Source organism: Aureitalea sp. L0-47 (genome assembly GCF_026126405.1).
Lineage (GTDB): Bacteria > Bacteroidota > Bacteroidia > Flavobacteriales > Flavobacteriaceae > Pukyongia.
On the sequence record NZ_JAFMTQ010000001.1, the window covers coordinates 135,350 to 161,317 of the forward strand.

18 protein-coding genes are annotated in these 25,968 nt (G+C 42.8%); 7 read left to right on the plus strand and 11 right to left on the minus strand.

Annotation, left to right across the window (positions count from 1 at the left end; translation table 11 throughout):
- The 7 genes from J1N09_RS00620 to J1N09_RS00655 all read right to left on the minus strand — a co-directional run bounded on the left by J1N09_RS00620 (position 1) and on the right by J1N09_RS00655 (position 9,978).
- Complete coding sequence (locus J1N09_RS00620) at positions 1-798, minus strand: MbnP family protein (protein WP_265197444.1); 798 nt, start codon at positions 796-798, stop codon at positions 1-3.
- 26 nt (positions 799-824) lie between these two features.
- Entirely contained in the window at positions 825-2,204 is a 1,380-nt protein-coding gene (locus J1N09_RS00625) for a hypothetical protein (RefSeq protein WP_265197445.1), read from the minus strand.
- Between the two features lie 11 nt (positions 2,205-2,215).
- The gene (locus J1N09_RS00630) at positions 2,216-3,622 is read right to left on the minus strand and encodes a choice-of-anchor B family protein (protein ID WP_265197446.1); all 1,407 of its coding nucleotides are present in this window, start codon (positions 3,620-3,622) and stop codon (positions 2,216-2,218) included.
- Between the two features lie 19 nt (positions 3,623-3,641).
- Positions 3,642-5,057, minus strand: a complete 1,416-nt coding sequence (locus J1N09_RS00635) for a choice-of-anchor B family protein (RefSeq protein ID WP_321160783.1) — start codon at positions 5,055-5,057, stop codon at positions 3,642-3,644.
- A gap of 108 nt (positions 5,058-5,165) precedes the next feature.
- Complete coding sequence (locus tag J1N09_RS00640; RefSeq protein WP_265197447.1) at positions 5,166-6,578, minus strand: choice-of-anchor B family protein; 1,413 nt, start codon at positions 6,576-6,578, stop codon at positions 5,166-5,168.
- A gap of 49 nt (positions 6,579-6,627) precedes the next feature.
- Positions 6,628-8,544 carry a choice-of-anchor B family protein gene (locus J1N09_RS15495; protein ID WP_321160784.1) on the minus strand — a complete coding sequence of 639 codons (1,917 nt, stop codon included), beginning with the start codon at positions 8,542-8,544 and terminating at the stop codon, positions 6,628-6,630.
- A gap of 186 nt (positions 8,545-8,730) precedes the next feature.
- Positions 8,731-9,978 (minus strand): choice-of-anchor B family protein, encoded by a 1,248-nt coding sequence (locus J1N09_RS00655; protein WP_265197448.1) that lies wholly within the window; start codon positions 9,976-9,978, stop codon positions 8,731-8,733.
- A gap of 165 nt (positions 9,979-10,143) precedes the next feature.
- Between J1N09_RS00655 and thiL the strand changes: the two genes are divergently transcribed.
- A complete protein-coding gene (gene thiL, locus J1N09_RS00660) occupies positions 10,144-11,196 on the plus strand; it encodes a thiamine-phosphate kinase (RefSeq protein WP_265197449.1) in 1,053 nt (350 codons plus the stop codon).
- A 514-nt stretch (positions 11,197-11,710) separates the two neighbouring features.
- Here the strand turns inward: thiL and J1N09_RS00665 are convergent.
- On the minus strand, positions 11,711-12,481 hold the full coding sequence (locus tag J1N09_RS00665; protein ID WP_265197450.1) for an alpha/beta fold hydrolase: 771 nt from the start codon (positions 12,479-12,481) through the stop codon (positions 11,711-11,713).
- Positions 12,482-12,510: 29 nt separating this feature from the next.
- On the opposite strand from J1N09_RS00665, the gene brnQ reads away from it, so the two are divergent.
- Both brnQ and J1N09_RS00675 read left to right on the plus strand, forming a co-directional pair.
- On the plus strand, positions 12,511-13,809 hold the full coding sequence (gene brnQ / locus J1N09_RS00670; RefSeq protein ID WP_265197451.1) for a branched-chain amino acid transport system II carrier protein: 1,299 nt from the start codon (positions 12,511-12,513) through the stop codon (positions 13,807-13,809).
- A gap of 270 nt (positions 13,810-14,079) precedes the next feature.
- The gene (locus J1N09_RS00675) at positions 14,080-14,376 is read left to right on the plus strand and encodes an isoamylase early set domain-containing protein (protein ID WP_265197452.1); all 297 of its coding nucleotides are present in this window, start codon (positions 14,080-14,082) and stop codon (positions 14,374-14,376) included.
- Positions 14,377-14,437: 61 nt separating this feature from the next.
- Here the strand turns inward: J1N09_RS00675 and J1N09_RS00680 are convergent, their stop codons facing one another.
- Complete coding sequence (locus J1N09_RS00680; RefSeq protein ID WP_265197453.1) at positions 14,438-15,730, minus strand: aminopeptidase P family protein; 1,293 nt, start codon at positions 15,728-15,730, stop codon at positions 14,438-14,440.
- 129 nt (positions 15,731-15,859) lie between these two features.
- On the opposite strand from J1N09_RS00680, the gene J1N09_RS00685 reads away from it, so the two are divergent.
- Positions 15,860-18,703 (plus strand): exo-alpha-sialidase, encoded by a 2,844-nt coding sequence (locus J1N09_RS00685; protein ID WP_265197454.1) that lies wholly within the window; start codon positions 15,860-15,862, stop codon positions 18,701-18,703.
- A gap of 69 nt (positions 18,704-18,772) precedes the next feature.
- On the opposite strand, the gene J1N09_RS00690 is transcribed toward J1N09_RS00685, so the two are convergent.
- Complete coding sequence (locus tag J1N09_RS00690) at positions 18,773-19,759, minus strand: T9SS type A sorting domain-containing protein (RefSeq protein WP_265197455.1); 987 nt, start codon at positions 19,757-19,759, stop codon at positions 18,773-18,775.
- Between the two features lie 435 nt (positions 19,760-20,194).
- Between J1N09_RS00690 and J1N09_RS00695 the strand changes: the two genes are divergently transcribed.
- The 3 genes from J1N09_RS00695 to J1N09_RS00705 are packed head-to-tail and all read left to right on the plus strand — an operon-like array spanning position 20,195 to position 23,633.
- Positions 20,195-20,860, plus strand: a complete 666-nt coding sequence (locus J1N09_RS00695; protein WP_265197456.1) for a succinate dehydrogenase cytochrome b subunit — start codon at positions 20,195-20,197, stop codon at positions 20,858-20,860.
- 12 nt (positions 20,861-20,872) lie between these two features.
- On the plus strand, positions 20,873-22,876 hold the full coding sequence (locus J1N09_RS00700; RefSeq protein ID WP_265197457.1) for a fumarate reductase/succinate dehydrogenase flavoprotein subunit: 2,004 nt from the start codon (positions 20,873-20,875) through the stop codon (positions 22,874-22,876).
- Positions 22,877-22,886: 10 nt separating this feature from the next.
- Complete coding sequence (locus tag J1N09_RS00705) at positions 22,887-23,633, plus strand: succinate dehydrogenase/fumarate reductase iron-sulfur subunit (RefSeq protein WP_265197458.1); 747 nt, start codon at positions 22,887-22,889, stop codon at positions 23,631-23,633.
- Positions 23,634-23,640: 7 nt separating this feature from the next.
- Here J1N09_RS00705 and J1N09_RS00710 read toward each other — a convergent pair whose 3' ends face one another.
- A complete protein-coding gene (locus tag J1N09_RS00710; protein ID WP_265197459.1) occupies positions 23,641-25,875 on the minus strand; it encodes a response regulator in 2,235 nt (744 codons plus the stop codon).
- Positions 25,876-25,968 lie beyond the last annotated feature (93 nt).

Sequence of the window (25,968 nt, forward strand, 5' to 3'; positions counted from 1 at the left end):
CTACTGAGTAACTGTTCCCAGGCTAAACACTCCGGTACTGTTGGAAAAGGTTGAACCATTTTCAAACATCAAAACCTGAGCGTCGAAATTGGGCATTAACATCGTATTTAACACATTTAGATCCCACTGGTTCGGATTCTTGAACCATTCCGCTACGTTCATCTCTATTTCTATGCTGGTGCTGCTTCCAATTGTGATCTGTCCAAGGCTAACTTCAAAAGAGGTGTCTTGCAAGGTGATTGGTGTGGTAGAAGGATCGGCGGCACGAATTGCGTGATAAGCATAATTCGTCTCAGTAGCGGTGTTGTCAATGAATTTCCCTTCCAGACGCATATAGTGGTAACCACCACCAAGCATCATGGGTACATTCCAGCCTCCATCGGCTGAATTAAGATCCAGGTAGATACCATCCTGATTATCTTCATCATCAAACCCAAAAGTGAAAGAAACAAGGTAATCTCCTTCCGGGATTTCAATATCCGGGGTGAAACTCAAATTCGTTCCCTCACGAACATTTACAAGGTTGTAGTCTCCTGCATCGAGGGTTTCTCCAGTTGCGAGACTTTCAAACGTCACATCGGAAATGAGGTAAACCAATTTTGAAATACTCATTTGATCTCCGTTTGCATTGAAATACTGTAGGAAGTCAAAATCGGAGTTCTCAATCGCATCTCCATCCCAATTATGGGAAAATGTGAATTCTACAGTAGTGTTGGGGACAGGTTGTGGTGTGTCGTCATCATTGTTACAAGCAAACAACAGGAATGAAGTTGCTAGCAATAGGGCAATTTTTCTCATTAATTTTAATTAAAAAAGTTATTAAACTATTTAACTTTTATTAGTAGAAGGTCTTTAATTCCTCGGTTCACCGTGATGTCTACATCACTGCTTTCAGTGTTTCCAACCACGATGAGTTTGTTGTCTGAAGTTTGAAGGGCGCCATCGGCAAAATCCAGTCCTGTTCCGCCCACTGTTTTCTGATATTGCACCTGGCCGTTCTCATCGATCACCAATATCCAGGCATCATTTTGGCCAATATTGTTCGAAACATCTCCGTTGGACGAACGAGTTGATCCTACAATAAGGTAGGTTCCATTCGTCTGTCTGTGAATGCTTCTGGCCGACTCAAATTCAGTACCACCATAGGTTTTTTCCCAGATAATAGCTCCGTTGTTCTTATTGAATTTCACGGTCCATAGATCGGCATTTCCCAATGGGTTTGAAACGTCTTTGTCTATACTTCTTGTATCACCCACTAGCAAGTAATTACCATCTGTTGTTTGGGTGATGGCGTAAGCCACATCGATCTCTGAGCCTCCATAAGATTTTGTCCATTGTTTATCGCCTCCTGCACTTACTTTCACTACCCAGAAATCGTAACTTCCTTTGTCATCTACGATATCGAAATCATTACTTTCCGAAGCACCTACCATCAGGAATCCTCCATCCGCAGTTTGCGCCACATCGTAACTTCTGTCGTTGTTGGTTCCACCAAAATAACGACGCCAGATCTTCTGGCCGCTGGAATTCATTTTGATCCCCCAGTATTCGCCTACTCCGTGCTCCGGACTTCGCCCATCGTTTCCTTGTCCACCGCTTGCCGTAACATCCAGGAAACCGGTCGCGAAATAACCTCCGTCAGCGGTTTGTATAACATTCCATGCCTGGTCACTACCGGAAAATCCAAAGTTGGTCTCCCATTGCAGATCGCCTGCCGAATTTAGTTTGAGTATCCAGTAGTCGTGAAATCCTTCATTTCCACCCACATGGCCATCGTTGCTCCTGCTATGTCCGGAAACAATGTAGCCTCCATCGGAGGTCTTTCGAATAGCCGTGGCCTTGTCAGGTTCAGTCCCACCATAGGTCTTACTCCAGACTTTTGCGCCATCTGCATTCACTTTCAGGATCCAGAAATCGGCATCCGTAGTAGTTTTATCAGTGATATCTCCATCGATACTAGTGGTGGATCCTGCGATCACATAACCTCCATCATTAGCCTGCACTACAGCAACTGCATCATCTTCACCACTACCTCCGAAGGTCTTCACGTAATCTACGATTCCTTCAAAATTTACTCCTACCGGCGGATCGTCATCATCCGTATTTCCCTGGGGTGTTTCTTCAGGTGGGGTCTCGTCTTTGTTGCAGGAGTGAAAACCTCCTATTAATAGGAAAAGAAATGTGTAGGTTAAGAATTTTTTCATAGCAATAAACTTTAATTCACTATCAATCGTTTGGTTGATTCGTTATTGATCTGTACCATATACATTCCCGATTTCAAGTTCGAAATATTAATTGTTTCTGAAGTTGAATTGTTTAAATCGTATTGTGCAACACGTTGTCCCAATACATTATATATAACAACCGAGGTAAGAGGATTCCCCGTGGACGTGAGTGTAAGAACATCGCTTGCTGGATTCGGGAAGAGGCCGAATCCCGAGTCATCGAAATCTGTTGTACTTAGATTTTCATCCCTAACCAGGGTAAAACCGAATTCACCGCTAATAACAATATTCCCGCTGCCAAAATATGGATACACGTTCCAGGCACCGTCGAAACTTGCATTATTGTCGTCCGTGAAAGTGTCGAAATACCCGTATTCCGAAATGTTTCCATTGGCGATGTCGCTTATATCGAGTGCGCGCATTCCGGCCGAATAATTCGCTAAATAGTAGGTGTCGCCTAAAACATAACCATTATGATCCACCGCAGGGGTGCTTCCGAAGTACTCAAAATCGAATTGTGGATTGTCAAGGTCGGTAAAATCAAATACTATCGTTCGTGTATTGAAACCTACACTGAATTCGTCCAATTCATCACCTACAATAAAGTATCTCTGATCTTCCGTAAACCAGCCCTGGTGAGTGTATTCGACGTTGGAATAACCTGTTGAAGAAATCGCGATGGGACTATTCTTGTTGGTGATGTCTACGACCACAACAGCGTTCTCATTACTTCCCACAAGGATCTCTCTACCCGTATAATCACTATCGGGACCATTATAGGTGACTACCTGAGCGTCATGGCTGTAATCATCCAGACTATATCCACCTTCACTTACCGGGTTCAGCGGATCCTGGATGTTGATGAACAATGGGCCACCATTGAATTGATTGGTTCCTACAGGGTATGCGTACCCGGTTTCTTCATTGATCACAATATTGTGAGCACTTCCAAAACCATTGAAGTGTGCATCTTCAGTAAAAGTGACCGGAGGATTGCTAACATTTCTCAACCGCGTAAGGTCAAATACCTGCATTCCATGACCACTTGCCTCGCTAACCACAAAAGCGTGATTGTCATATACCTTAATATCTCTCCAGATACTTGGATCGGTGTGGGTGGGTAATTTTCCCAGGTATTGAGGATCTATGGGATCGGATATATCGATAAATGCGGTACCATTCGACAAGCCAACAAGCGCATATTCCTTTCCGGATTGTGGATCTGTCCATCCCCATGAATCATTCCCGGCACTGGCATCCATGAAGGACAATGGAATTTGCCCCATCAATTTGAAATTTGAACATGGAAATCCTGCAGCAGTACCTCCCGAACAGGGAATTTGGGCGATCATTGTTGAGCCGAATAAAACAGCTATTAAGTATAAGATTTTCTTCATTTAGTGGGTTTTAGGTATATCAGTTAACGAGTAAACGTTTTACGGTATTGTTATTAATTCGAACGAGATACATTCCCGTGCTAAGCGAAGAGATATCAATTTGTTCGTTGTCTGAATTTTCAAATGAGGCTGAGAACACTTGCTGTCCCAGCATATTAGAGATCTCGATTTCTTGTATAGGGTTTAATTCTGAACGAATCGTCAGTATATCCGAAGCAGGGTTAGGAGCTAAGCCAAAGTTGGTAGCATCTGTAGGATCAAGACCAAGGTTCTCGTCCCGAACGATGAAAAAACCACCATCGATATTACTTACAATGATATTTCCACTTTCAAAATATGGATATACATTCCAGGCACCGGTATAACTAACATTCTGATTGTCAGGATGAGTGTCGAAGTACCCAATTTCCGTCATATTTCCATTTGCGATATCGCTTATGTCCACCACACGCATACCGGCTGCATAATTCGCTATATAGAATCGATCTCCTTTTACATAACCATTGTGATCAATAGCGGGAGTTGGTCCAAAATATTCTAAATGGAACATAGGATTGTCAAGATCTGTAAAATCGAATACTACCGAACGAGTATTAAAACCGACATTGGACTCATCAAATTCATCGCCGGCGATAAAATAGGTTTGATCTTCGGTTAACCATCCCTGGTGGGTATATCCAATGTTGGCATAACCTATGGTTGATATCAATTGAGGATTGTTCTTATCTGTTACATCAACGATCACTACCTCGTCCGTATTACAAGCAAAGTAGATCTCACGGCCCGTATAATCTGAATCCGGCCCGGAGTAGACTACCACCTGCGCATCGTGGGTGTACCCGCTGCCGGCATATCCGCCTTCAACGACAGGGTTTGTTGGGTTCTGAATATTCACAAAGATCGCTCCTCCCGAAAATTGGGAAGTTCCAACACCATAGGCATAGCCGGTATCTTCATTGATCACGATATTGTGTGCACTACCAAACCCATTAAAATGAGCGTCTGGCGTGAAATTTTCCGGTGGATTGGTGACGTCTCGAAGACGTGTAAGATCAAAAATCTGAATTCCATGACCGCTGGCCTCACTGACCATAAAAGCATGGTTGTTGTAAACCTTAACGTCGCGCCATAAGCTGGAAGAGTTGTTGTGGCCTAATAATTTCCCTAAAATCACGGGGTTGACAGGATCCGAAATATCAATGAATACGGTCCCGTTATCTACTCCTGTTATGGCGTATTCCTTTCCGTCATTGGTATCTGTCCATCCCCACGAATCATTTCCTGTGGCTCCCCCTAAATCACCCAGGGTAAAAGAAGCCAGTAATTCGTAGCCGTTGCAAGGGAAGTTTCCAGCCATTCCATTGTCACAGGGTGTTTGAGCAAGTGCGAGTGTTGATAACACCGACAGGCCCAAAAGGAGTAATTTCTTCATCATAATTTTTAACCGTAGAATGCGTAAAAATACGAATAAAAAGGCACTAGCCTTGGTGTAATAGGCAATAATAAGCAGTGCCCAACTTTATCTATACCATTACCGGGTTAACTATTTCTTTAATATCTTCCGGGTTGAGTTGTTATTGATTCTTGCAAAATAGATCCCAGACGCTAGGTCGCTCAGGTCAATATTGACTTCCTGAACCTCGTTAAACCTGCCAGTATAGAAAACTTTTCCCAGCACATCGGTAATGATAACTTCTGAGATAGACTCTTGAGTTGCTTTAATATGAACTTTATTACTGAATGGATTCGGTGCGATTGTAAATTCACCAATAGACACATCCTGAGTTCCCAGAACACCAGTTTCTTTTACCAGCACAAAACCTTCTTCTCTATCCGAGATCACAATATATCCGCTGTCAAAATAAGGATAAACACTCCAGGAGCCATTGAAACCGGAATTGTTATTGGTAGAATAGGTATCGAAGTGACCTACTTCCATGATGTTTTGATTTGCTATGTCAGATATATCCACGACGCGTAAGCCTGCAGCATTATTTGCAAGGAAGAACTTATCTCCTTTCACATAGCCATTGTGGTCTGTTGCGCCAGTTGGCCCGGAATAGGTGAAGTGAATCTGAGGATTGTCCAGGTCCGAAAGATCGAGAACAATCGTCCTGGAATTAAATCCGAAGTTAATCTCGTCGGTCTCATCTCCCAACAAAAAGTATCGTTGGTCTTCAGTAAACCAACCCTGATGTGTGTAAGAGACATTGGAATAACTAATAGACGAAATAGCTACGGGATTAGCCTTGTTTGTTACATCAACTATTACTAATTCGTCCTCGTTGCTGCCCACGAAAATCTCCCGACCAGTATAGTCATTATCCGGGCCAGTGTATGTTACTACATGAGCATCATGTGTATAGCCTTGCCCTGCGTATCCTCCGGCAGCAATTGGGTTAAGCGGATCCTGGATATTTACGAAATACGCACCTCCGTTAAATTGACTGGAACCAACTATATAGGCATATCCCGTATCTTCATTGATCGCGATGTTGTGTACGCTTCCAAATGCTGAGAATAGTGCGTCATTGGTAAAGATTACTGGCGGATTGTTTACGTTTCTCAATCTCGTAAGATCAAATACCTGCATTCCATGACCGGGATCCTCACTTACGATAAACGCATGATTATTATAGGTCTTGGCGTCTCTCCAGGTACTGGCACTCCCTTCTGTAGGCAATTTACCGAGATAGACCGGATTTACAGGATCTGAAATATCGATAAAGGCGGTTGCTTCATTTAAGCAAACGATCGCGTATTCCTTTCCGTCCATAGGGTCTGTCCATCCCCAACTATCATTAGCACGATTTGACCCCATAGTTGAAAGCGGGATCTGTGAGACAAGGTCGTAGCCATCACAGTCGAAACCTCCGGCCGAGCCATTATTACATGGTGTCTGCGCGGAAGCCGCCACGACCATCAGAAGTAAAAACAGCTTTACCAGTTCTTTCATTTCAACAATCTATCTGAATCAGAAAAGGAGAGCTACCTCATCTTCCGATTTATCTTTTCACTATCTTTTTCGTTACAATATCGTTTACCCTTACGAAGTAAATTCCGCGGGAAATTGACGACAGGTCCAGGGTAGCATCAACCGCATTCAAGGCGGTTAATTGCAAGATTAGTTTTCCTGAAATGTCAACAACGGAAATTGTTTCGATTGCACTCGTTCCCGAATGGATATTCAGTATCTCTGTTACAGGATTAGGATACAAGCTAAGTCCTTCCTCAAATTCGAAAGTACTGGTTTGGAGTACTTCTGTCACTGTTAAATTGAACGAGCAACTCTGCGCATTACCATTCCCATCCGTGGCTTCAAAGCTAATTGTATGAACCCCTATTGGCAGTTCCGTTCCGGGTGCCGGATCCTGAGAGATCGAAGGGTCGGATTCACAGTTGTCGGATGCGGTAACATCGTTGTTCGCTACGTAGTCCGGAAGCGTGTAGAAGTCCTGTCCTGTGTCCGGTAGTGTTTGAGAATTCCCGGGACAGCTCATTTCAGGATCAATATCGTCCACCACGGTAACATTAGCTGTGCAGTAATCTTTGTTTCCGAAGTCATCATACACCTCAAGCTCTACCAGGTTGGCTCCAAGGTCACCACAATCGAAAGTGTCGTTGCATATTTTCAGGTATACGGTTCCGCTATTGTCCGAAGATCCATTATCCACCTGTGATGCTGTAATCGTTGCATTACCATCGTTATTGAGAGATACCGTAATATTTTGACAACTAGCTACTGGTGCCACGAGATCCGGATTCTGTGCTTTTACCACAAAGAAACCTCTGTTGATATCACTGATCACGATATTTCCGCTTTCAAAATAGGGATAAATACTCCATGCACCGCTAAAGTTCGCATTGTCGTTAGCCGGATAAGTATCGAAAAATCCTTCTTCACTTATGTTTCCGTTGGCAATGTCTGCCACATCGATAACTCTCATCCCTGCACGGTAATTTGCCATGTAGTATTTTGTTCCTTTCACATAACCATTGTGGTCGATGGCCGGAGTAGGCCCGGTGTATTCAAAAAACAGCTGCGGATTGTCCAGATCTTCGAAATCAAAAACTATGGTTCTGGTATTGAAACCTACACTGGTTTCGTCCAGTTCATCTCCCACCAAAAAATAACGCTGATCTTCAGTGAACCAGCCCTGGTGAGTGTATTCTACATTCGAATAGGATATGCTGGAAATACTAATAGGATTCGCTTTATCTGTAATATCGGCAATGATCACTTCATTTTCATTGCTTCCAAATAAGATCTCCCTACCTGAATAATCTTTATCCGGCCCGCAATAGGTTACTATCTGGGCGTCATGACTGTAGTCATCCATCGGATAACCACCCGCTGCTGTGGGATTAGTAGGATTTTGAATATTTACAAAATGGGGTCCGCCATTAAAAGTACTGGTCCCAACAGCGTAGGCGTAGCCCGTATCTTCATTGATCACAATGTTGTGGGCTCTTCCAAATCCGCTATAATGTGCATCATTGTTGAATGTAACAGGTGGATTTGGAACTGAACGAAGACGAGTGAGATCAAAGACCTGCATTCCATGGCCACTCGCCTCACTCACGATAAAGGCATGATTGTCGTATGTTTTTACATCTCTCCAACTACTGTTGCTAGTATGAGTTGGAAGTTTCCCCAGATAAATGGGGCTGGTAGGATTGGATATGTCTATAAATGCTGTCCCGTTACTTAGAGCCATTAAAGCGTACTCTTTTCCGGTGGCGGGATCCGTCCATCCCCAGGAGTCATTTCCACTTCCGGCATTTAATGTATTCAGGTCAAGATGGGCTAGTAGATTATAACCGTTGCATGGGTATGGTCCAGCCATTCCACCATTACACGGTGTTTGTGCCATGACCGAAATACTGCACATAAGTAGGATTGGGAGTAATAGGTTTTTCATCTTTAGTTTTAGGTTATTACGTTAGGTAGTCATCGATCTGACTCTAGGTTTGTTGATTTCGCATCGAAATTCTTCAATCTCTGAATATTTTTCAACGATTTTCTGAAATGCCTTCAAAAATAGAAAATAATGTAAGACAGCCAACCTTTTTAACTGTTAAATGTCCCTATTTACAGGGGTTTGCGATTAGTTTCCTCGCCTTACCACGAAGAATCCAAGGTTGATATCACTTATGATAATATTCCCACTAGGGAAGTAAGGGTAAACGCTCCAGGCGCCTCTGAATGCCGATGCATCATTGGCCGGATGCGTATCAAAGAATCCGGATTCGAACAAGTTGCCACTTCCGATGCCTGAGAGATCGATCTCACTCATACCGTGAGTATAATTCGCCAGGTAGTATTTGTTGCCTTTTACATAACCGTTATGATCAATTGCTGATGTAGCACCGTAGTATTCAGTAGCCAATTCAGGATTATCGAGATCGATAAAATCAAATACGAGCGTTCTAGAGTTGAATCCGAAGTTTAGTTCATCAAGTTCATCTCCCACAATAAAATACCGCTGATCCTCTGTGAACCACCCCTGATGCGTATATCCCGTTTGGTCATAACTGATCGACGCAATCTGCTGGGGTGAGAATTTATCACTAATGTCAATAATCACTACCTCGTTCTCATTACTTCCAATAAGGATCTCTGCTCCTGTATGATCTGAATCAGGCCCGTTATAGATCACAACCTGGGCATCGTGGCTGTATGAATCCATTTCATAACCACCAGCATATAACGGATTCAAAGGATCATTAATATCTATGAAATGAGGCCCGCCATTAAAAGTTGTCGTCCCTACAGCATAGGCAAAACCACTGTCTTCGTTTATAACAATGTTGTGAGCATTTCCGAATTCGTCATAAGTTGCGTCTGCATTAAAGTTCTCCGGAGGACTATTCACATTTCTTAACTTAGTTAGATCGAAGATCTGCATACCGTGACCCGCGGCTTCACTAACTATGAAAGCGTAATTATTGAAAACCTTTACATCCCTCCATGCTGAGCTGCCACTGGCAGAAGATAGTGTTCCGAGAAAAACAGGCTCAGCTGGGTTTGAAAGATCAATAAAGGCCGTTCCGTTGTCGAGTCCCATGATAGCATATTCAATGCCCGAAACTGGGTCGGTCCACCCCCAGCAATCGTTTCCTCTGGACGCGCCCATAGTGTCAAGTTCGATTCGACTCACCAGGTTGAATCCGTTACATGGAAAGCCACCGGCAAGACCGTTAACACAGGGAGCAGAGGTTGCCAGCTCTATTGGTGGTGGGTTGTTATTATTCTGTGGGACGGGCTGCACATTCTGAGGGATGTTACTAGCATCGTCGTTTGAACAACTCAGAGAGAGAATTAAGGTGATAAGCAGAAGAGACATCTTTTTCATAGATCATAAATGTATTCAACCTAAGGAGGAACACCAAATAGTTGAGGTCGGCTTTTATAAATGAAGGGTCTTGACCCCAAATACCCAATATTGAAGAATGATTTTCAATACAGGAATGTGTGCTACGGAAGGAAACCTTATTTTTGCTAAATAATTCTTACAACTATGTTTGAAAATAAGGATGAATCGAGAACAGCAGTATCCGAGCTAGGGGAGTTCGGATTGATAGAGCACCTTACCAAACACTTCGAATTAAAGCAGGAAAGCTCAGTAAAAGGAGTAGGTGATGATGCTGCCGTTATTTCTTCAGAAGAAGATAAATTAGTGGTGGTTACAACAGATATGCTTGTGGAAGGTGTTCATTTCGATTTAGGCTATATGCCTTTGAAGCATCTTGGGTACAAAGCCGTGATGGTAAATCTATCCGATGTCTATGCGATGAATGCTGAGGCAACTCAAATAACAATTTCACTTGCTTTGTCGAACCGATTTCCCGTCGAGGCAGTTGAAGAACTTTACAGTGGAATCAATACGGCGGCTAAACTTTATAATGTTGATGTGGTGGGCGGAGATACAACTTCCTCAACTTCGGGTTTGATCATCAGTATCACCGCTATTGGTAAAGCGAACAAGGAGCAAATCACTTACCGCAGTGGAGCAGGGGAAAATGATCTGTTAGTTGTGACCGGGGACCTGGGTGCAGCCTATCTGGGACTCCAGGTACTTGAGAGAGAAAAGAAAGTTTTCGAAGTGAACCCAAACGCCCAGCCGGACTTGGAGCCATATACCTATCTCGTTGAGAGACAATTAAAACCAGAGGCCCGAAAAGATATTCCTAAGTTACTAGCCGAGCTGGATGTTCTTCCCACGGCAATGATCGATATAAGCGATGGCTTGTCATCGGAGATTTTGCATTTGTGTAAACAATCTGAGGTTGGTTGTAACTTATATGAAGACAAAATTCCTTTGGACCCCCAGGTAATAAACACTTGTGAGGAGTTCGAACTCGATAGTACTACGATAGCTTTAAGCGGGGGAGAGGATTACGAACTGCTTATGACCATTCGCCAGGAGGATTTTCCAAAGATCAAAGGTAATCCTAATCTTACGGTAATTGGACATATGACCCCAGCTTCGAACGGCGCCAATCTGATCACCAGGGCTGAAGAAAAAATTCAATTGATTGCCCGTGGATGGAATGCATTAAAGGATGACTAGTTCTAAGAAATCATTCTTTTACTGAAATAATCGTGAAAGACCTTGTGATTCTCTTCCCAAAAACGAGTGAGCTTTACAATACGTCCATAACCATCTTCTGTAAACTTCTGCCGACAGCGAGAGTATTGGTATTCTTTTATTGCTATCGGTTGAATTGAAACAGGGTTAAGTTTATGGCCGATGAACTTGCATCCCAAATGCTTCATAATGTGGAGACTCTTCGATTCTTCTTTTGAAAGAATGTTGCCAAATTCGAGTTAGTGTTCTTTAATTTTTGAGTTAACACTTCCAAATGACCAGAGTCATTTTCAGCCACTTCACGGCCACAATGGGAACATTTGTACTCGTTTATATGGTTGGTGACTTTTCTGGTTACAATGTAGTCATGACCGAAAGCTGCACACAGGAGGCCGAACATAGATCGCTTGGAATTTGGGGAGGAATTCATAGACGTTGGTTTATTTTACAAGTCTAATATATATTTTTTATCTAAAAAATCGATAAAAAGTAATAATTATTCGATGAAATGCACAATATTAGGAATTTCTTTAACATTTTCCACCAATGTCATGTGTCCGGAATCTACTTCAAATAATTTTGACCCCGTCATTTTTGCGACTTTCCTGGAGTCATTAATAGGCACAACACTATCCTTTGTCCCAGCTATAATGACCTTACTGCCGCTGAATCTTTTTAGAACGCTACTGCGGCCTTTACGGTCGCGCATTCCACGGATTGCAGCCAGTATACCATCTACAGGCATATGGTTCGCATCTCTGATGAGTTGTTCGATCTCCGTTGAAAATTCATTACGAGTATCTTCAGCGAATAAATTAGTTATGGCAACAGGGATGAATAAATTTTTATTCTTCGGAATTAACTCGAGCGCGCGACCCCTGTTTTGTCTGCGCTCTTCAGAATCGGCATAAGGTGTTGAATTCAGAAGAATTATTTGCCTAACCATCTCTTGATAGCTCTCTAAAAAGGCCAACGCAACATATCCTCCCATTGAATGACCTATTAGGCTAACACTTTCTATTTGAAGATGCGCCATAAGTGCCCGAACAACAGAAGCCATGTCTTCCATGCTGTGTGTTTCTGAAAATACCTCGCTGTTTCCATGTCCGGGAAGATCGATTATCAGGGTGGTGAAATCTGTATTGAGCTGTTCTTCCAAGATTGCCCACATCTCCATATTTTCTAGGAATCCGTGTAATAAGACTACTGCCGGACCCGAGCCTTGGATGCGGTAACTAATTGTTTTATCGTTGTAAGGAAATATCATTTTTCTATCTTCATGGCAAATATCAGTTAATGTCGCAACGCAAACAAATTGTCATAACCGCCTTTGCGCTTTTTTCGCTCTTCTTCGGTGCCGGGAATTTGGTGTTACCTCCATTTTTAGGCTATAACGCAGGTTCAGCCTGGTTCTGGGTTGCTACAGGGTTTGCGATTTCAGCTGTGATAATTCCTATCATGGCAATTTACGGCCATTCTAAGCTACAGGGAAGTATGCTGGATTTTGGTAAAAAGGTATCACCCTGGTTTGCCCTGATATACTCTGTTGTTGTTTACGCCATTTCCATTTCACTGCCGTCTCCAAGGACGGCTTCTGTTGCTTATGAAATGGCTGTAGAGCCGTATTTTGATATGTCGGCCCTAAGCCTCAGTATCGTTTATTTCATACTTGTTTTGATCTTCGTTCTCAATAGGAATCGCATACTGAGTATTATTGGAAAGTACTTAACACCACTAATTATTATCATTCTTTTATTAGTGATCCTTTTTGGTTTGTTTACAGAAATTGCACCTCTCAGGGATTCTGTGTTTCCGAATTCATTTACCGAAGGTTTCCTCGAAGGCTACCAAACTTTCGATGCCATAGGAGGCGTCGTGGTAGGAGGGGTCATTGTGATTTCCATTGGACTTCAGGGCAACTACAACTATGCTGAAAAGCGAAGGATCATTGCTAGGTCCGGTTTACTCGCAGGAATCGGTTTGTTTGTTATTTATGCGGGTCTAATCGCTTTAGGCGCATGGCAAAGCGGAACGGAAGAGGTTAGTAACAGGACGGAACTTCTGAATCTTCTCAGCACAAAAACCCTTGGAAATACCGGAACAGCCTTTCTTGCAGTCCTTGTGGCACTTGCCTGTTTTACCACTGCTGTAGGAGTAGTTGCAGGAACAGCCGATTTTGTTAAAGGGCTGTTCAAGGAATCTAAACTTGCTTATGTGGTAACTGCCGTGGTCGGCTGTTTGGTAGGTGTGCTGGTGGGACAGAATACAGTAGGTTATATTATAGACATAGCTATCCCAGCGCTGATGTTCATCTACCCAATTACCATTGTTTTGATCGCTTTAAGCGTCTTGCCAAATTCATTAACGACGAGATTGGTGTACAGAACAACCGTTATTACTACTATTGTTTTTAGCACACCTGATTTTCTCACCACTCTTAATTCAGAATTGATCTCTTCGGAATGGGTGCAATCTATTGGAAAATTTATTCCATTCTCCGAAGTTCATATGGGGTGGATACTTCCGTCTGTGATTGCTTTCGGCCTGGCTAACCTTTTTGGTTCTTTGTTCAAAACAACATCGGAAATGTCATAGATTAAATTAAAATCTGACGTTTTTCATCCGTTTTTATGTTTTTCAGAAAAAAACGAAAACGATGTAGTGCTTTTTTTCGTAAATATTGAGGGTAGCGTAAAAGTGGTTTTTATTGCAAAATTCACTTTTTTACCCTGCTATTTTTCACAGTTTCTCAATTATCCCTTCAGCATTTTTAAATATTCGTAAAACACCAATATTTTATGATTTTTACGTTTGCAAATATTGTTTTGTGACATAGATTTATCCCAAACTTAAAACATTAATATCATGGCTATCGCTAAACAATATCTAAAAAGTAAGCCTGTCTGTAAAGTGACATTTACAGTGCCTGCTGCCGAGGCAAACGAAGTTAAAGTTGCAGGAACTTTCAACGAATGGAATGCGGAAACTACTCCGCTAAAGAAATTGAAGAACGGATCTTTCAAAGGAACAGTTAACCTGGACAAAGATCAGTCTTACGAATTCCGTTACCTGGTAGATGGAAACTGGGCCAATGACGACCAGGCAGACAGCTATCAGTGGAACGATTTTGCAGCAGCCGAGAACGGGGTACTGCATGTTTAATTATGGTTGTACTAGGAAGGATCCATCCGCCATTAGCGGATGGATTTTTTTGTGCCCGAAATCAGGAGTTCATTAGCTCCTCGATTTCCTCAGCTTCTATGGGAATGTTTCGCATTAAGTTAAAAGGTTCACCTTTCTCCTGAACCACTACATCGTCTTCCAATCTAATGCCGAATCCTTCTTCGGGAATATAAATTCCAGGTTCTACCGTAAACACCATTCCAGCTTTTATAGGTTCCCATAGTATTCCGTAATCGTGAGTGTCCAGCCCCATATGATGGCTGGTTCCGTGCATGAAGTATTTCTTATAGGCAGGCCAGTCTGGATCTTCGTTTTGAACATCGGCTTTGTCGATCAGGCCCAGGTTCAACAATTCAGAAGTCATAAGTTTACCAACTTCCACATGGTATTCTTTCCAGAAGGCTCCCGGAACCAACAGCTTGGTTGCTTCATCCTTCACTCTGAGTACCGCATCGTAAACGGCTCGCTGTCGTTCTGTATACCGACCATTCACCGGAATAGTTCTGGTCATGTCGCTACTGTAGTTCGCATAGGAAGCACCTACATCCATGAGTAACAAGTGTCCGTCCTTGCACTGCTGGTTATTCTGAATGTAGTGAAGTACATTTGCGTTGTTCCCGCTTGCAATGATAGGAGTGTAGGCGAAGCCATCGGATCTATTCCGGAGAAATTCATGCATAAACTCTGCTTCGATCTCGAATTCCCACACTTCGGGTTTGACAAAATTCAGTACTCTTCTAAATCCTTTTTCGGTAATATCACAGGCTGTTTGGAGTATGTCGATCTCAATATCATCCTTTACGGAACGCAGTCGTTGAAGAATCGGATTACTCTTGGCATAGGTGTGTGCAGGGAACTTGTCCTTGGTGGCTTTTATAAAACGCGCCTCCCGAGTTTCTGTTTCCACAGACTGCCTGTAGTGCTCGTTTGTATTGAAGTAAATGATTTCCGACTGTGTCATGAGTTCGAAGAAGATCTTGTCGAATTCAGATAACCAGTAAACAGTTTTAATTCCGCTTACTTCGAAAGCTCTCTCTTTCGTTAATTTTTCTCCTTCCCACACTGCTATGTGTTCATTTGTCTCTCTAAGGAACAGAACCTCTCGATGCTTTGGTTCTATAGCATCGGGGAAAAGAACAAGTATACTCTCTTCCTGGTCTACACCGCTTAGGTAAAGGATGTCTCGATGCTGTTGGAAGGGCATGGTACTATCTGCACTAACGGGATAGATGTCATTGCTATTGAAAACCGCCACGCTTTTAGGCTTCATTTCGGCCATGAAGTTTTTACGATTTTTAATGTACAACTGTTTGTTTATGGGATGATATTTCATGAGTATAACTTGAGAATTCTTTCAAAAATACGGCAAAAAGTTAAGGTGGACGGTACTGTTAAACTTGAAAAAAAAATTTTGCGATGGAGGCAGACTTCTGTACTTTCATTTACTGAAATAAAACCAAAAATGAAAAAACTCTTACTACTTGCCATCGCCCTGGCCACAGCTTCAATGTTTGGTCAGCCAACCCCCACATCTGTTTCCGAAGTTGAAAAAGGAATTCAAATGAAACAGCAGGAGGCGAAAACTTCAATTGTAAAAAACCTGAATTTCGAGAGTATTGGGCCTACCATTATGAGTGGGCGCGTTGTGGATTTGGCCGTCAATCCCGATAACCCGATTGAGTTTTATGTGGGATATGCCAGTGGTGGAGTATGGTACACCAACAACAATGGAACGTCTTTCGAACCAGTTTTGGATACGAGTCCGACACAGAATGTTGGAAGCCTGGCAGTAGATTGGAAAAACAAGGTGATATGGGTGGGTACCGGTGAAGTGAATTCATCCAGGTCGTCTTATGCTGGTATTGGCTTGTTGAAGTCTATAGATGGAGGAAAGAATTGGGAAAATAGGGGTCTTAAAGACACACATCATATCAGTAAGATCATCTTAAACCCGGACAATCCGGACGAGATACTGGTAAGTGCAGTAGGACACCTGTACTCTACAAATAGTGAACGAGGGGTATATAAATCTTTAGATGGTGGTGCATCCTGGGAGCGGACTTTATTTGTGAACGACCAGACCGGGATCATTGAAATGGACGCAGATCCCAACAATTTCAACCTGGTGTATGCAACCGCTTGGGATAAAGACAGAAAGGCCTGGAACTTTAGAGGGAATGGTGACGGAAGTGGCATATATAAAAGCACGGATGCCGGGAATACCTGGACGGAAGTATCCACTGAAAAAAGTGGTTTTCCTATCGGCGAAGGTGTTGGACGCATAGGCGTTGCCGTGGTTGATGCTAATACCGTCTATGCCATCCACGACAGTCAATTCCGAAGAGAACAAGAGAAAAAGGATACTGATGATAATGGAATGCTCACCAAGGAGGATTTTAAAACCATGACGGTGACGGACTTTCTGGCTTTGGACAATAATCGTTTGAAAGACTTTCTAAGGCAAAACGGTTTTCAGGAAAAATACCGCCCCGAGAATGTAAAGAACATGGTGAAAAGTGGTTCTGTGAAGCCTATTGACCTGGCTAAGTATCTTGAGGATGCAAATACATTACTGTTCGACACCCCGGTAATTGGTGCTGAAGTTTATAAAAGTACCGATGGCGGTGTGAGCTGGAAGAAGACGCATGAAGGTTATCTGGACGGGATCTATTATTCCTACGGGTATTACTTCGGAAAGATTCACGTAGATCCAAATAACAGCAATAAGATCTATATATATGGGGTGCCAATATTGAAATCTGAAGACGGCGGAAAGACATTTACATCCATTGCTGCTGAAAACGTCCATGCAGATCATCATGCCTTATGGATCAATCCAAAGATGCCCGGACATCTTATCAATGGAAATGATGGAGGGGTAAACATCACCTACGACGACGGTAAAACGTGGATAAAGAATAACGCACCTGCTGTAGGCCAGTTCTATACAGTGAATGTAGACAACGAAAAGCCGTACAATGTTTACGGCGGATTACAGGACAACGGGGTTTGGAAGGGAGCACACAATTCCAACATGAATTTTGGCTGGCACCAGCGAGGAGAGAACCCCTATAAATTCATTATGGGAGGTGATGGTATGCAGGTTCAGATCGACAGCCGGAATACCGATATCGTCTATACCGGGTTTCAGTTTGGGAATTACTTCAGACTAGATCTTTCTAAGGATGAACAAACATACATTCAACCTAAACACGAACTTGGTGAAGCACCGTATCGTTTCAATTGGCAGACTCCAATCCAATTAAGTTCACATAACGAGGACATACTGTATCTGGGTGGAAATAAACTCATGCGAAGCATGAACCGGGGGAACGATTGGGAGTCTATTTCAGGCGACCTAACCAAAGGGGGAAAGCCGGGTAATGTTGCCTATGGGACCCTTTCATCAATAAGTGAATCTCCTATTCAATTTGGATTAATTTATACCGGAAGTGATGATGGAATGGTTCACGTTACACGAAATGGTGGAGGTAGTTGGACTAATATTTCAACCTCCTTCCCTGCGGATCTATGGGTAAGCCGGGTGATTGCTTCTCAACATAAGAAGGAACGAGTTTATGTTACCCTAAATGGGTATCGTTGGGACGATTTCAAGCCATATGTGTATGTAAGTGAGAGCTATGGCCAAAGCTGGCAATCCATTTCCAAAAATTTACCGGTCTCGCCAGTGAATGTAATAAAAGAAGATCCTGAAAATGAAGATGTTTTGTATCTCGGAACCGATAATGGTGCCTGGGTTAGTTTCGACAGGGGGAACAGCTGGCAGGTATTTGTTAAGGGATTACCCAATGTTGCTGTGCATGATATGGTAGTCCAGGAACGAGAGAAGGATCTCCTCCTGGGAACCCATGGGCGATCCTTCTACAAGGCCGACACAGAGGTACTACAACAAATGACTGGGGAAAGCATGAGTGAGGTACTTATGGCCAACATAGCACCTATTCGATCTTCACGAAGGTGGGGTAGTAGTTTTAGTACCTGGTCCGATACCTTCACACCCTCCATAGATATTCAGTTCTACAGTCCGTCGGGTGGTGAAGTCACCGTGATGGTGACCGATGACAACGGAGTCACGTATAATGAATTTACATCCGACGTGGATTTAGGAATCAACACTATTGAATATGATCTTTCGGTTTCAGAAAAAGGAGTAAAAGCTATGAAGAAACGTGGCAAGGAGCTTAAGAAACAGGATAACGGTATGTATTACCTTCCGAAAGGAGAATACACTGTTAAGATCTTTATAGAGGGTAAATCCGACAGTACAACTCTCGAGATTAAATAAACAATAAATGGTGTCAATTAAAAAACCCGATGGATTCCATCGGGTTTTTTGTTCAGTATAAATTAAGAATTATCTCTTAACGAAACGCTTAGTAGCACTTCCGTTGTCTCCGTTAATCTTAACTAGATAAACACCAGCAGAGTAAGAAGCGATGTTTACAGTTTCCTGAGTTCCCATAGAAGAAAGGTCTACAGTTTGCATTAGTCTTCCCTGGATGTTGTAAATCTCAGCATTCTGAAGATTCAAGCCGTTACTAGAAATATTGATTTCGTTAACAGCTGGGTTAGGGAATACAGATACAGCATTGTTGATAGCTTGATCGTCAACACCAAGAACCTCAGTTCCATAAAGTTGGAAAGGAGCATCAAGTGGTGATCCATCACCAGTATCTGCCCATGTAGCATAAACACCATTATTAGACTGAAGACCGTTACCAGGAACGACTACATCAAGTTCTACTACAGGTGGTTGCCATGGACCAGAGAATGCAGCGTCACCAATGTATTGCCAGTCGATCCAGTAAGTACCAGGAGCTAATTCAACTCCACCAGGTAGTTCAGCATTCACTAATTGGATAGCACGTCCAGTACCTGGGTTAGATTCAGACTCTCTGTACGTGTTAGACCAAGCAGCGCCAGTCCAAACGTTGTTGATGAAATCTCCATAAATTACAGATCCACCAGCAGATGGGTCGCCATCCCAAATTTGAATTACTACTCCTGAAATAGAAGCAGGAGAGGTAGGTGCACCCGTTTGGTATCCGTAAAGATCAACAGCAGTAATATCATAAGTAGCAGTAAGTGTGAAGTCATCTGCAATAGAGAAAGCACCACTTACACCACCACCTAGCGTATTTTGTCCAAGAGTTTGATCTTGAAGCAAGCTAATATTCGGGTTTCCAGCAATATTAAAGTGTGGTCCGTTGTCATAAACCAACGCACCGCGGGTTCCTCTGAGCTCCTGTCCAAGAGGCTCGCCTATTTGGCGATCAGCCAGATTCACTTCAGTAGAAGTGTTTTCTACATCTGCACTCTGAGCAGTAAGGTTATAGCTCACGGCTGTGCATAATGCAATAAAAATGTAAATAATTTTTTTCATAATTCAGCTTTTAAGTTATTAATCAATTGGTCTACCAAATTTAAACAATAATTGATATAATTATATGCCTTTTTTAAAATTTGTGAAGATTAAAGTACTAATTTTATTTTAATTAGCGCCAGTTCGCGATAATGATTAGCTATGATTCGTGTAATTTCTCGTGGTTATCCTGGAAATTGAGAGGCGATTCTTTTTACTTGTCTGATAAACAGACAGGTTGATCAAATCTAAACTTGACCCATTTATTGCGAGAATCATTTCATCTGTTTTAACGAAGCGTTTTCAAACCTCGTTAATGGCTTGTTATAATTGAATCATTATTAGCCTTATTGTTTGGCGGTGAGTTTTTTCAACCTTATTTTTGTGTTTCTATAATCTTCCAAAATCAAAATAATGGGATTATTAAAATCTTCTGTTGCTCGAAAAGTCGCCATGGCGCTTTCCGGTCTCTTTCTAGTCTTCTTTCTTGGACAACATTTTGTAATCAACGTTTCATCGGTCATTGACCCGGAGACTTTTAATTCCTGGTCCCACTTCATGGGAACCAACGCGGTAGTGCAATTTCTCCTGCAGCCAGTTTTAATATTTGGTGTGATCTTTCACTTTGTAATGGGATTTGTACTCGAGTTGCAAAACCGCAGAGCACGTGCAGTAAGTTATACTTCTTACAAAGGCCACCTCAGTGCGAGTTGGGCATCGAGAAATATGCTTATTTCAGGAGTTGTGGTGCTGGCTTTCCTGGGGTTGCATTTTTATGACTTCTGGGTGCCAGAGATCGTTTACAAATATATCGAATCGAACCCCGCGGATACGGAACGATATTTACCGGAGCTGGTACATAAGTTTGAAAGCCCGGTGCGTGTAGGGTTGTATTGCCTTGCTTTTATTCTTTTGATCTTTCACTTATGGCACGGCTTTATGTCGGCTTTCCAAAGTGTTGGATTCAACAATAAATATTCAAGAGCACTGAAAGGTTTTACTAAGTTTTACGCGGTTATAATCCCGTTAGGATTTGTATTTATTGCCTTATACCATCATTTCAATCAATTACCCCACTAAAAAGCAAAAGATATGTCGAATTTGAATTCTAAAGTACCGAGCGGACCCTTAAGCGAAAAGTGGACAAAACATAAAAATGACATTGACCTGGTTAACCCGGCCAACAAGCGTAACATCGATGTTATCGTTGTAGGTACGGGACTGGCTGGTGGAAGCGCTGCAGCAACCCTGGCGGAACTTGGTTATAATGTAAAAACATTTTGCTACCAGGATTCACCTCGAAGGGCACACTCTATTGCTGCCCAGGGGGGAATTAATGCGGCAAAGAACTACCAGGGTGATGGTGATTCCACTTACCGTCTCTTCTACGACACGGTAAAAGGTGGAGACTACCGTTCCCGTGAAGCAAATGTATATCGCCTTGCGGAAGTTTCAGCTAATATTATTGATCAATGTGTGGCCCAGGGTGTTCCATTCGCGAGAGAATATGGTGGATTACTAGATAACCGATCCTTCGGAGGTGTGTTAGTTTCCCGTACATTTTATGCCAAAGGACAAACAGGACAGCAATTATTACTAGGAGCGTATTCTGCCATGAACAGGCAGATCAATCGCGGAAAGATCAAACCTTACAACCGTCACGAAATGCTGGATTTGGTAATCGTGGATGGTAAGGCAAGAGGTATCATAGCGCGAGATATGGTAACCGGTGAATTGGAAAGACACTCTGCCCACGCGGTTGTGATCGCGACCGGTGGTTATGGAAATGTGTTCTATCTTTCCACCAACGCCATGGGAAGTAATGTTACTGCTTCATGGAAGATTCACAAGAGGGGAGCCTACTTTGCTAATCCATGCTATACACAGATTCACCCTACCTGTATTCCGGTTTCGGGAGATCATCAGTCTAAATTGACATTGATGTCTGAATCCCTTCGGAATGACGGAAGAATCTGGGTTCCTAAGAAACATGAAGATGCAGAAGCCATCCGAAATGGTTCGCTGAAACCGGTTGACCTAGCCGAAGAAGATCGCGACTACTACCTGGAAAGACGATATCCTTCCTTCGGAAACCTCGTGCCTCGTGACGTCGCCTCCAGGGCTGCTAAAGAACGATGCGACGCAGGATTCGGAGTGAATAAAACAGGAGAAGCGGTATTTCTTGATTTTGCTTCAGCCATAATGCGATACGGTAGCGAAGTGGCTGCTGTGGAGCATATCGAGAACCCTTCAGAAGAAAAAATACGTGAACTGGGAGAAAAAGTTATCGAAACCAAATACGGTAACCTCTTCCAGATGTACGAAAAGATCGTGGATGAGAATCCGTACAAAACACCTATGATGATCTATCCTGCCGTGCATTACACCATGGGAGGTGTTTGGGTGGATTACAATCTGGAAACTACTATACCCGGATGCTATTGCGCCGGAGAAGCAAATTTCAGCGATCACGGTGCAAACAGACTAGGTGCTTCGGCGCTAATGCAGGGACTTGCTGATGGCTATTTTGTATTGCCATACACTATTGGAGATTACCTGGCAGATGACATTAGAACCGGACCTATCGCGACAGACTCACCAGAGTTTGACGCGGCAGAAAAGAATGTTCAGGAACAAATTAATTCCCTGATCAATAATAACGGAACCAAGTCTGTGGATTATTTCCACAAGAAACTTGGAAAGATCATGTGGAACAATGTAGGTATGTCCCGAAATGAAAAGGGGCTTAAGGAAGCTATCGAAGGTATCCGTCAGCTCCGTGAGGATTTCTACAAGGATGTTCGTGTTCCAGGAGATGCGGATGAAGTTAATCCAGAACTGGAAAAAGCAATGCGAGTTGCAGATTTCCTTGAGTTGGGTGAACTGTTTGCTATCGACGCTCTGCATAGAAATGAGTCTTGTGGAGGTCATTTCAGAGAAGAATACCAAACCGAAGAAGGAGAAGCGCTGCGAGACGATGAGAATTTCACCTATGTAGCGGCATGGGAATACAAAGGGGATCCGGGAAAGGCAGTACTTCACAAGGAAGACCTGATATTCGAAGATATAGAAGTTAAGACAAGAAGTTATAAATAATAAAGTTGCTATGAAACTAACTCTTAAAATTTGGCGTCAAAAGAACGCACAGTCAAAAGGAAGCATGCAAACGTATCCCATCGATGGAATCGATGGTGATATGTCTTTCCTGGAAATGCTGGATGTGTTGAATACGCAGCTTATCGATAAAGGCGAGGAGCCGGTGGTTTTCGACCATGACTGCCGCGAAGGGATTTGTGGTACTTGCTCATTGCAGATCAATGGAGAGCCTCATGGTCCCGACCGCCTGATTACCACTTGCCAGTTGCACATGCGAAAGTTCAACGATGGTGATACTATAGTGATCGAACCTTTCAGGGCTAAAGCATTCCCGGTGATAAAAGACCTTATGGTTGACCGTAGTGCCTTTGATCGCATTCAACAGGCCGGAGGGTATGTCTCGGTAAACACTTCCGGAAACACTATCGATGCCAATGCCATCCCAATTGAAAAAGAAGATGCGGATGAAGCCTTTAACGCCGCCGCATGTATAGGATGTGGAGCTTGTGTAGCTGCCTGTAAGAATGCGAGTGCTATGCTGTTTACGGCTGCTAAAGTGAGTCAGTTTTCCCTGTTACCTCAGGGGCGGGTTGAGGCTACTCGACGTGTGCTTAATATGGTGGAGCAAATGGACAAAGAAGGTTTTGGTAATTGTACCAACACCGGCGCTTGTGAAATTGAATGTCCGAAAGGAATCTCTCTGGAGAATATAGCACGAATGAACAGGGAATACCTTGCTGCCAGCCTAAGAGGTTAATCACACCTTACATCGCCCGAAGTTTGGAGATATCTCCTTTTCTATCTATCCCGTTGAGATGTTTTAGGATAGTTTGAGTGAATTTGGTAATGTCGTAGGGTTTCACGATGATATCGTCCATACCTGAATCGTATATACTGAATCGCATTTCTTCTACTTCAACAGCGGTAAGAGCAAGGATAGGAATCTCTTTGTTGCGCTCCCGTATTTTACGTGTAGCGTCCAATCCATTCATTACAGGCATATTGATATCCATCAGGATGAGGTCGTAGTTATCTTCCTTTTCCATATCGATGGCGATCTTGCCATTTTCCGCAATATTACAGATAACCTCTTCGCGCTCAAGGATCTTACGCGTTACGGTTTGATTGATCCTGTTGTCCTCAACGATAAGAATACGTTTACCCTTCAATTCTTTAGTGTCCAGGGTTTGAACAGGTTCCTTAACGTAGGCTTTGTTCAGGATGTCGTAGGTAAGATCGAAACTAAACGATGAACCTTTGCCAAGTTCGCTCTCTAGTTTAATTTCTGAGTTGGACAGGGCCAGTAATTTTCTAACAATAGGCAGTCCAAGCCCACTTCCCTGATAGTTATAGTTTTGTTTACTTCCCTGTGAGAATTCATCGAATATGGTTTCCTGCTTGCCCTGCGCAATACCGATACCCGTGTCCCTGATAGCAAATGAGATCGTAGCTTTGTTGGAACTCATCTCCTTGAGTTGGGCAGTAACGTAGATATTGCCTTCTTCCGTGAATTTACAGGCATTCCCGATGAGGTTCATCAGGATCTGGGAAAGTCGTACTGAATTACCTCGGATCAATTGAGGTATTTCATCGTCAATGTCTATTTGGAAGGTATTCGAATTCTGGATCCGCATATACTCAAAGGAAGAAACGATCGTATTTATTTGTTCTCGTATGTCGAAATAAGCCTTTTCATTCTCCACGGTCTTGGAATCTATTTTGTTAAGGTGTAGCACGTCGTTAATGAGTGCCAACAGATAATCTGCGGAGAACTTCAACGATTTAAGATCCTTTTCATGCGTCTTCAGTGCCTTGTCTTCAAGGAGTAATGTGCTTAGTCCGATCACCCCGTACAGCGGTGTCCTGAGCTCGTGACTCACGGTCGAGAAGAAATTACTTTTGGCTTTAGACAGTCGTTCCGTTTCTTCTTTTGCCAACAGATATTCAGTATTCTTTACTCGCAGCTCGGCTACCAGTTCTTTACGTTTCCTATACGCCAGGTATAAAACGAGTAGTAAAAAGAGGATACAAAAGGACACGATAAGTAGCACATTGTTCAGCATACTCTGCTTCTCAACAATCTGGGCCTGAAGACTATTCTGGAGTTCGGCAGCTTGGATCTCCTTCCGGTATTCTTCTATTTGAAAGCGCACAGAAGAGTCGTCACCTTCCGCAGAGATCGCCTTCTCCATATTGCTTATGGTGATGTTTTCGTACTTGTCCTTGATCAAAAAAGCTTCCTGATACTCTTCCAGGTTGTACAAGCATTCACTTAAATAGAAATAGGCATTCTCTAATTCAAGTTCATAGCCTTCTCGATCCGCAATTTCAATAGCCTTACGAAGATATTTTTGGGCCATTTCATAATTCTCCTTGCTGTAGTAGTATTCACCCATAAGATTATCGAGCCCAACGCCGAAAGACTTATGGGGTTCAAATTTCTCAAGCTTTCGTGCACGCAACAGGTGCGCATATCCTTCATTGAATTTTCCAGCCTCGAAGGCAGTAAGCACGGTGTTATAATGCGCTTTGGCCAGATTTACCGAATCGTTGATCTTCAGCAACTGATCCACGGATTTATTGTGGTACTTCATGGCCTTCTTGTAGTTCGGTTCTAGAGACGAATAGATATTCGCCATGTCCATATACATTTGAGCCACGGCCGTATCGTTTTCAGACTCCCTGGCAAATTGAATGGATTTCGAGAAATTTTCACGGGCCATCACAGTGTCGTTCATAGCCATATAATCATAGGCCAGCAAGCGATAACTCTGATGTTTGAAATAGGGATTGTCCACCTTAAGTGCGATCTTAAGAAGTTCAATATTCGTTTCTAAGGATTTTCTATAATTCCCATTGTTGTAGTACTGATCCGATGCAGCTTTTAGCTGTTTAAACTCGTCTCTTTCATTCGGGATAACAGGAATATTCGCAGCGTCCTGAGATATGACGGGGGCTGCGATGAAAAGGATAAGTAGGTAAAATATCCACTTTTTCATTCGGTTCAATCAAGATTTGGGGCTAGCAATATACACATTTTCAACAAAATACAATGAATTAATGCACAACCACTCTTTTTTTGGTCGATTGGA

Excerpts from the sequence above, each read along its gene's own strand:
- J1N09_RS00685 (WP_265197454.1), top strand. The coding sequence starts at position 15,860 with ATGAAAAAACTCTTACTACTTGCCATCGCCCTGGCCACAGCTTCAATG.
- J1N09_RS00630 (WP_265197446.1), bottom strand. The coding sequence starts at position 3,622 with ATGAAGAAAATCTTATACTTAATAGCTGTTTTATTCGGCTCAACAATG.
- brnQ (WP_265197451.1), top strand. The coding sequence starts at position 12,511 with ATGTCGCAACGCAAACAAATTGTCATAACCGCCTTTGCGCTTTTTTCG.
- J1N09_RS00695 (WP_265197456.1), top strand. The coding sequence starts at position 20,195 with ATGGGATTATTAAAATCTTCTGTTGCTCGAAAAGTCGCCATGGCGCTT.
- J1N09_RS00625 (WP_265197445.1), bottom strand. The coding sequence starts at position 2,204 with ATGAAAAAATTCTTAACCTACACATTTCTTTTCCTATTAATAGGAGGT.
- thiL (WP_265197449.1), top strand. The coding sequence starts at position 10,144 with ATGTTTGAAAATAAGGATGAATCGAGAACAGCAGTATCCGAGCTAGGG.
- J1N09_RS00635 (WP_321160783.1), bottom strand. The coding sequence starts at position 5,057 with ATGATGAAGAAATTACTCCTTTTGGGCCTGTCGGTGTTATCAACACTC.
- J1N09_RS00680 (WP_265197453.1), bottom strand. The coding sequence starts at position 15,730 with ATGAAATATCATCCCATAAACAAACAGTTGTACATTAAAAATCGTAAA.
- J1N09_RS00655 (WP_265197448.1), bottom strand. The coding sequence starts at position 9,978 with ATGAAAAAGATGTCTCTTCTGCTTATCACCTTAATTCTCTCTCTGAGT.
- J1N09_RS15495 (WP_321160784.1), bottom strand. The coding sequence starts at position 8,544 with ATGAAAAACCTATTACTCCCAATCCTACTTATGTGCAGTATTTCGGTC.
- J1N09_RS00700 (WP_265197457.1), top strand. The coding sequence starts at position 20,873 with ATGTCGAATTTGAATTCTAAAGTACCGAGCGGACCCTTAAGCGAAAAG.
- J1N09_RS00620 (WP_265197444.1), bottom strand. The coding sequence starts at position 798 with ATGAGAAAAATTGCCCTATTGCTAGCAACTTCATTCCTGTTGTTTGCT.
- J1N09_RS00705 (WP_265197458.1), top strand. The coding sequence starts at position 22,887 with ATGAAACTAACTCTTAAAATTTGGCGTCAAAAGAACGCACAGTCAAAA.
- J1N09_RS00665 (WP_265197450.1), bottom strand. The coding sequence starts at position 12,481 with ATGATATTTCCTTACAACGATAAAACAATTAGTTACCGCATCCAAGGC.
- J1N09_RS00710 (WP_265197459.1), bottom strand. The coding sequence starts at position 25,875 with ATGAAAAAGTGGATATTTTACCTACTTATCCTTTTCATCGCAGCCCCC.
- J1N09_RS00640 (WP_265197447.1), bottom strand. The coding sequence starts at position 6,578 with ATGAAAGAACTGGTAAAGCTGTTTTTACTTCTGATGGTCGTGGCGGCT.
- J1N09_RS00675 (WP_265197452.1), top strand. The coding sequence starts at position 14,080 with ATGGCTATCGCTAAACAATATCTAAAAAGTAAGCCTGTCTGTAAAGTG.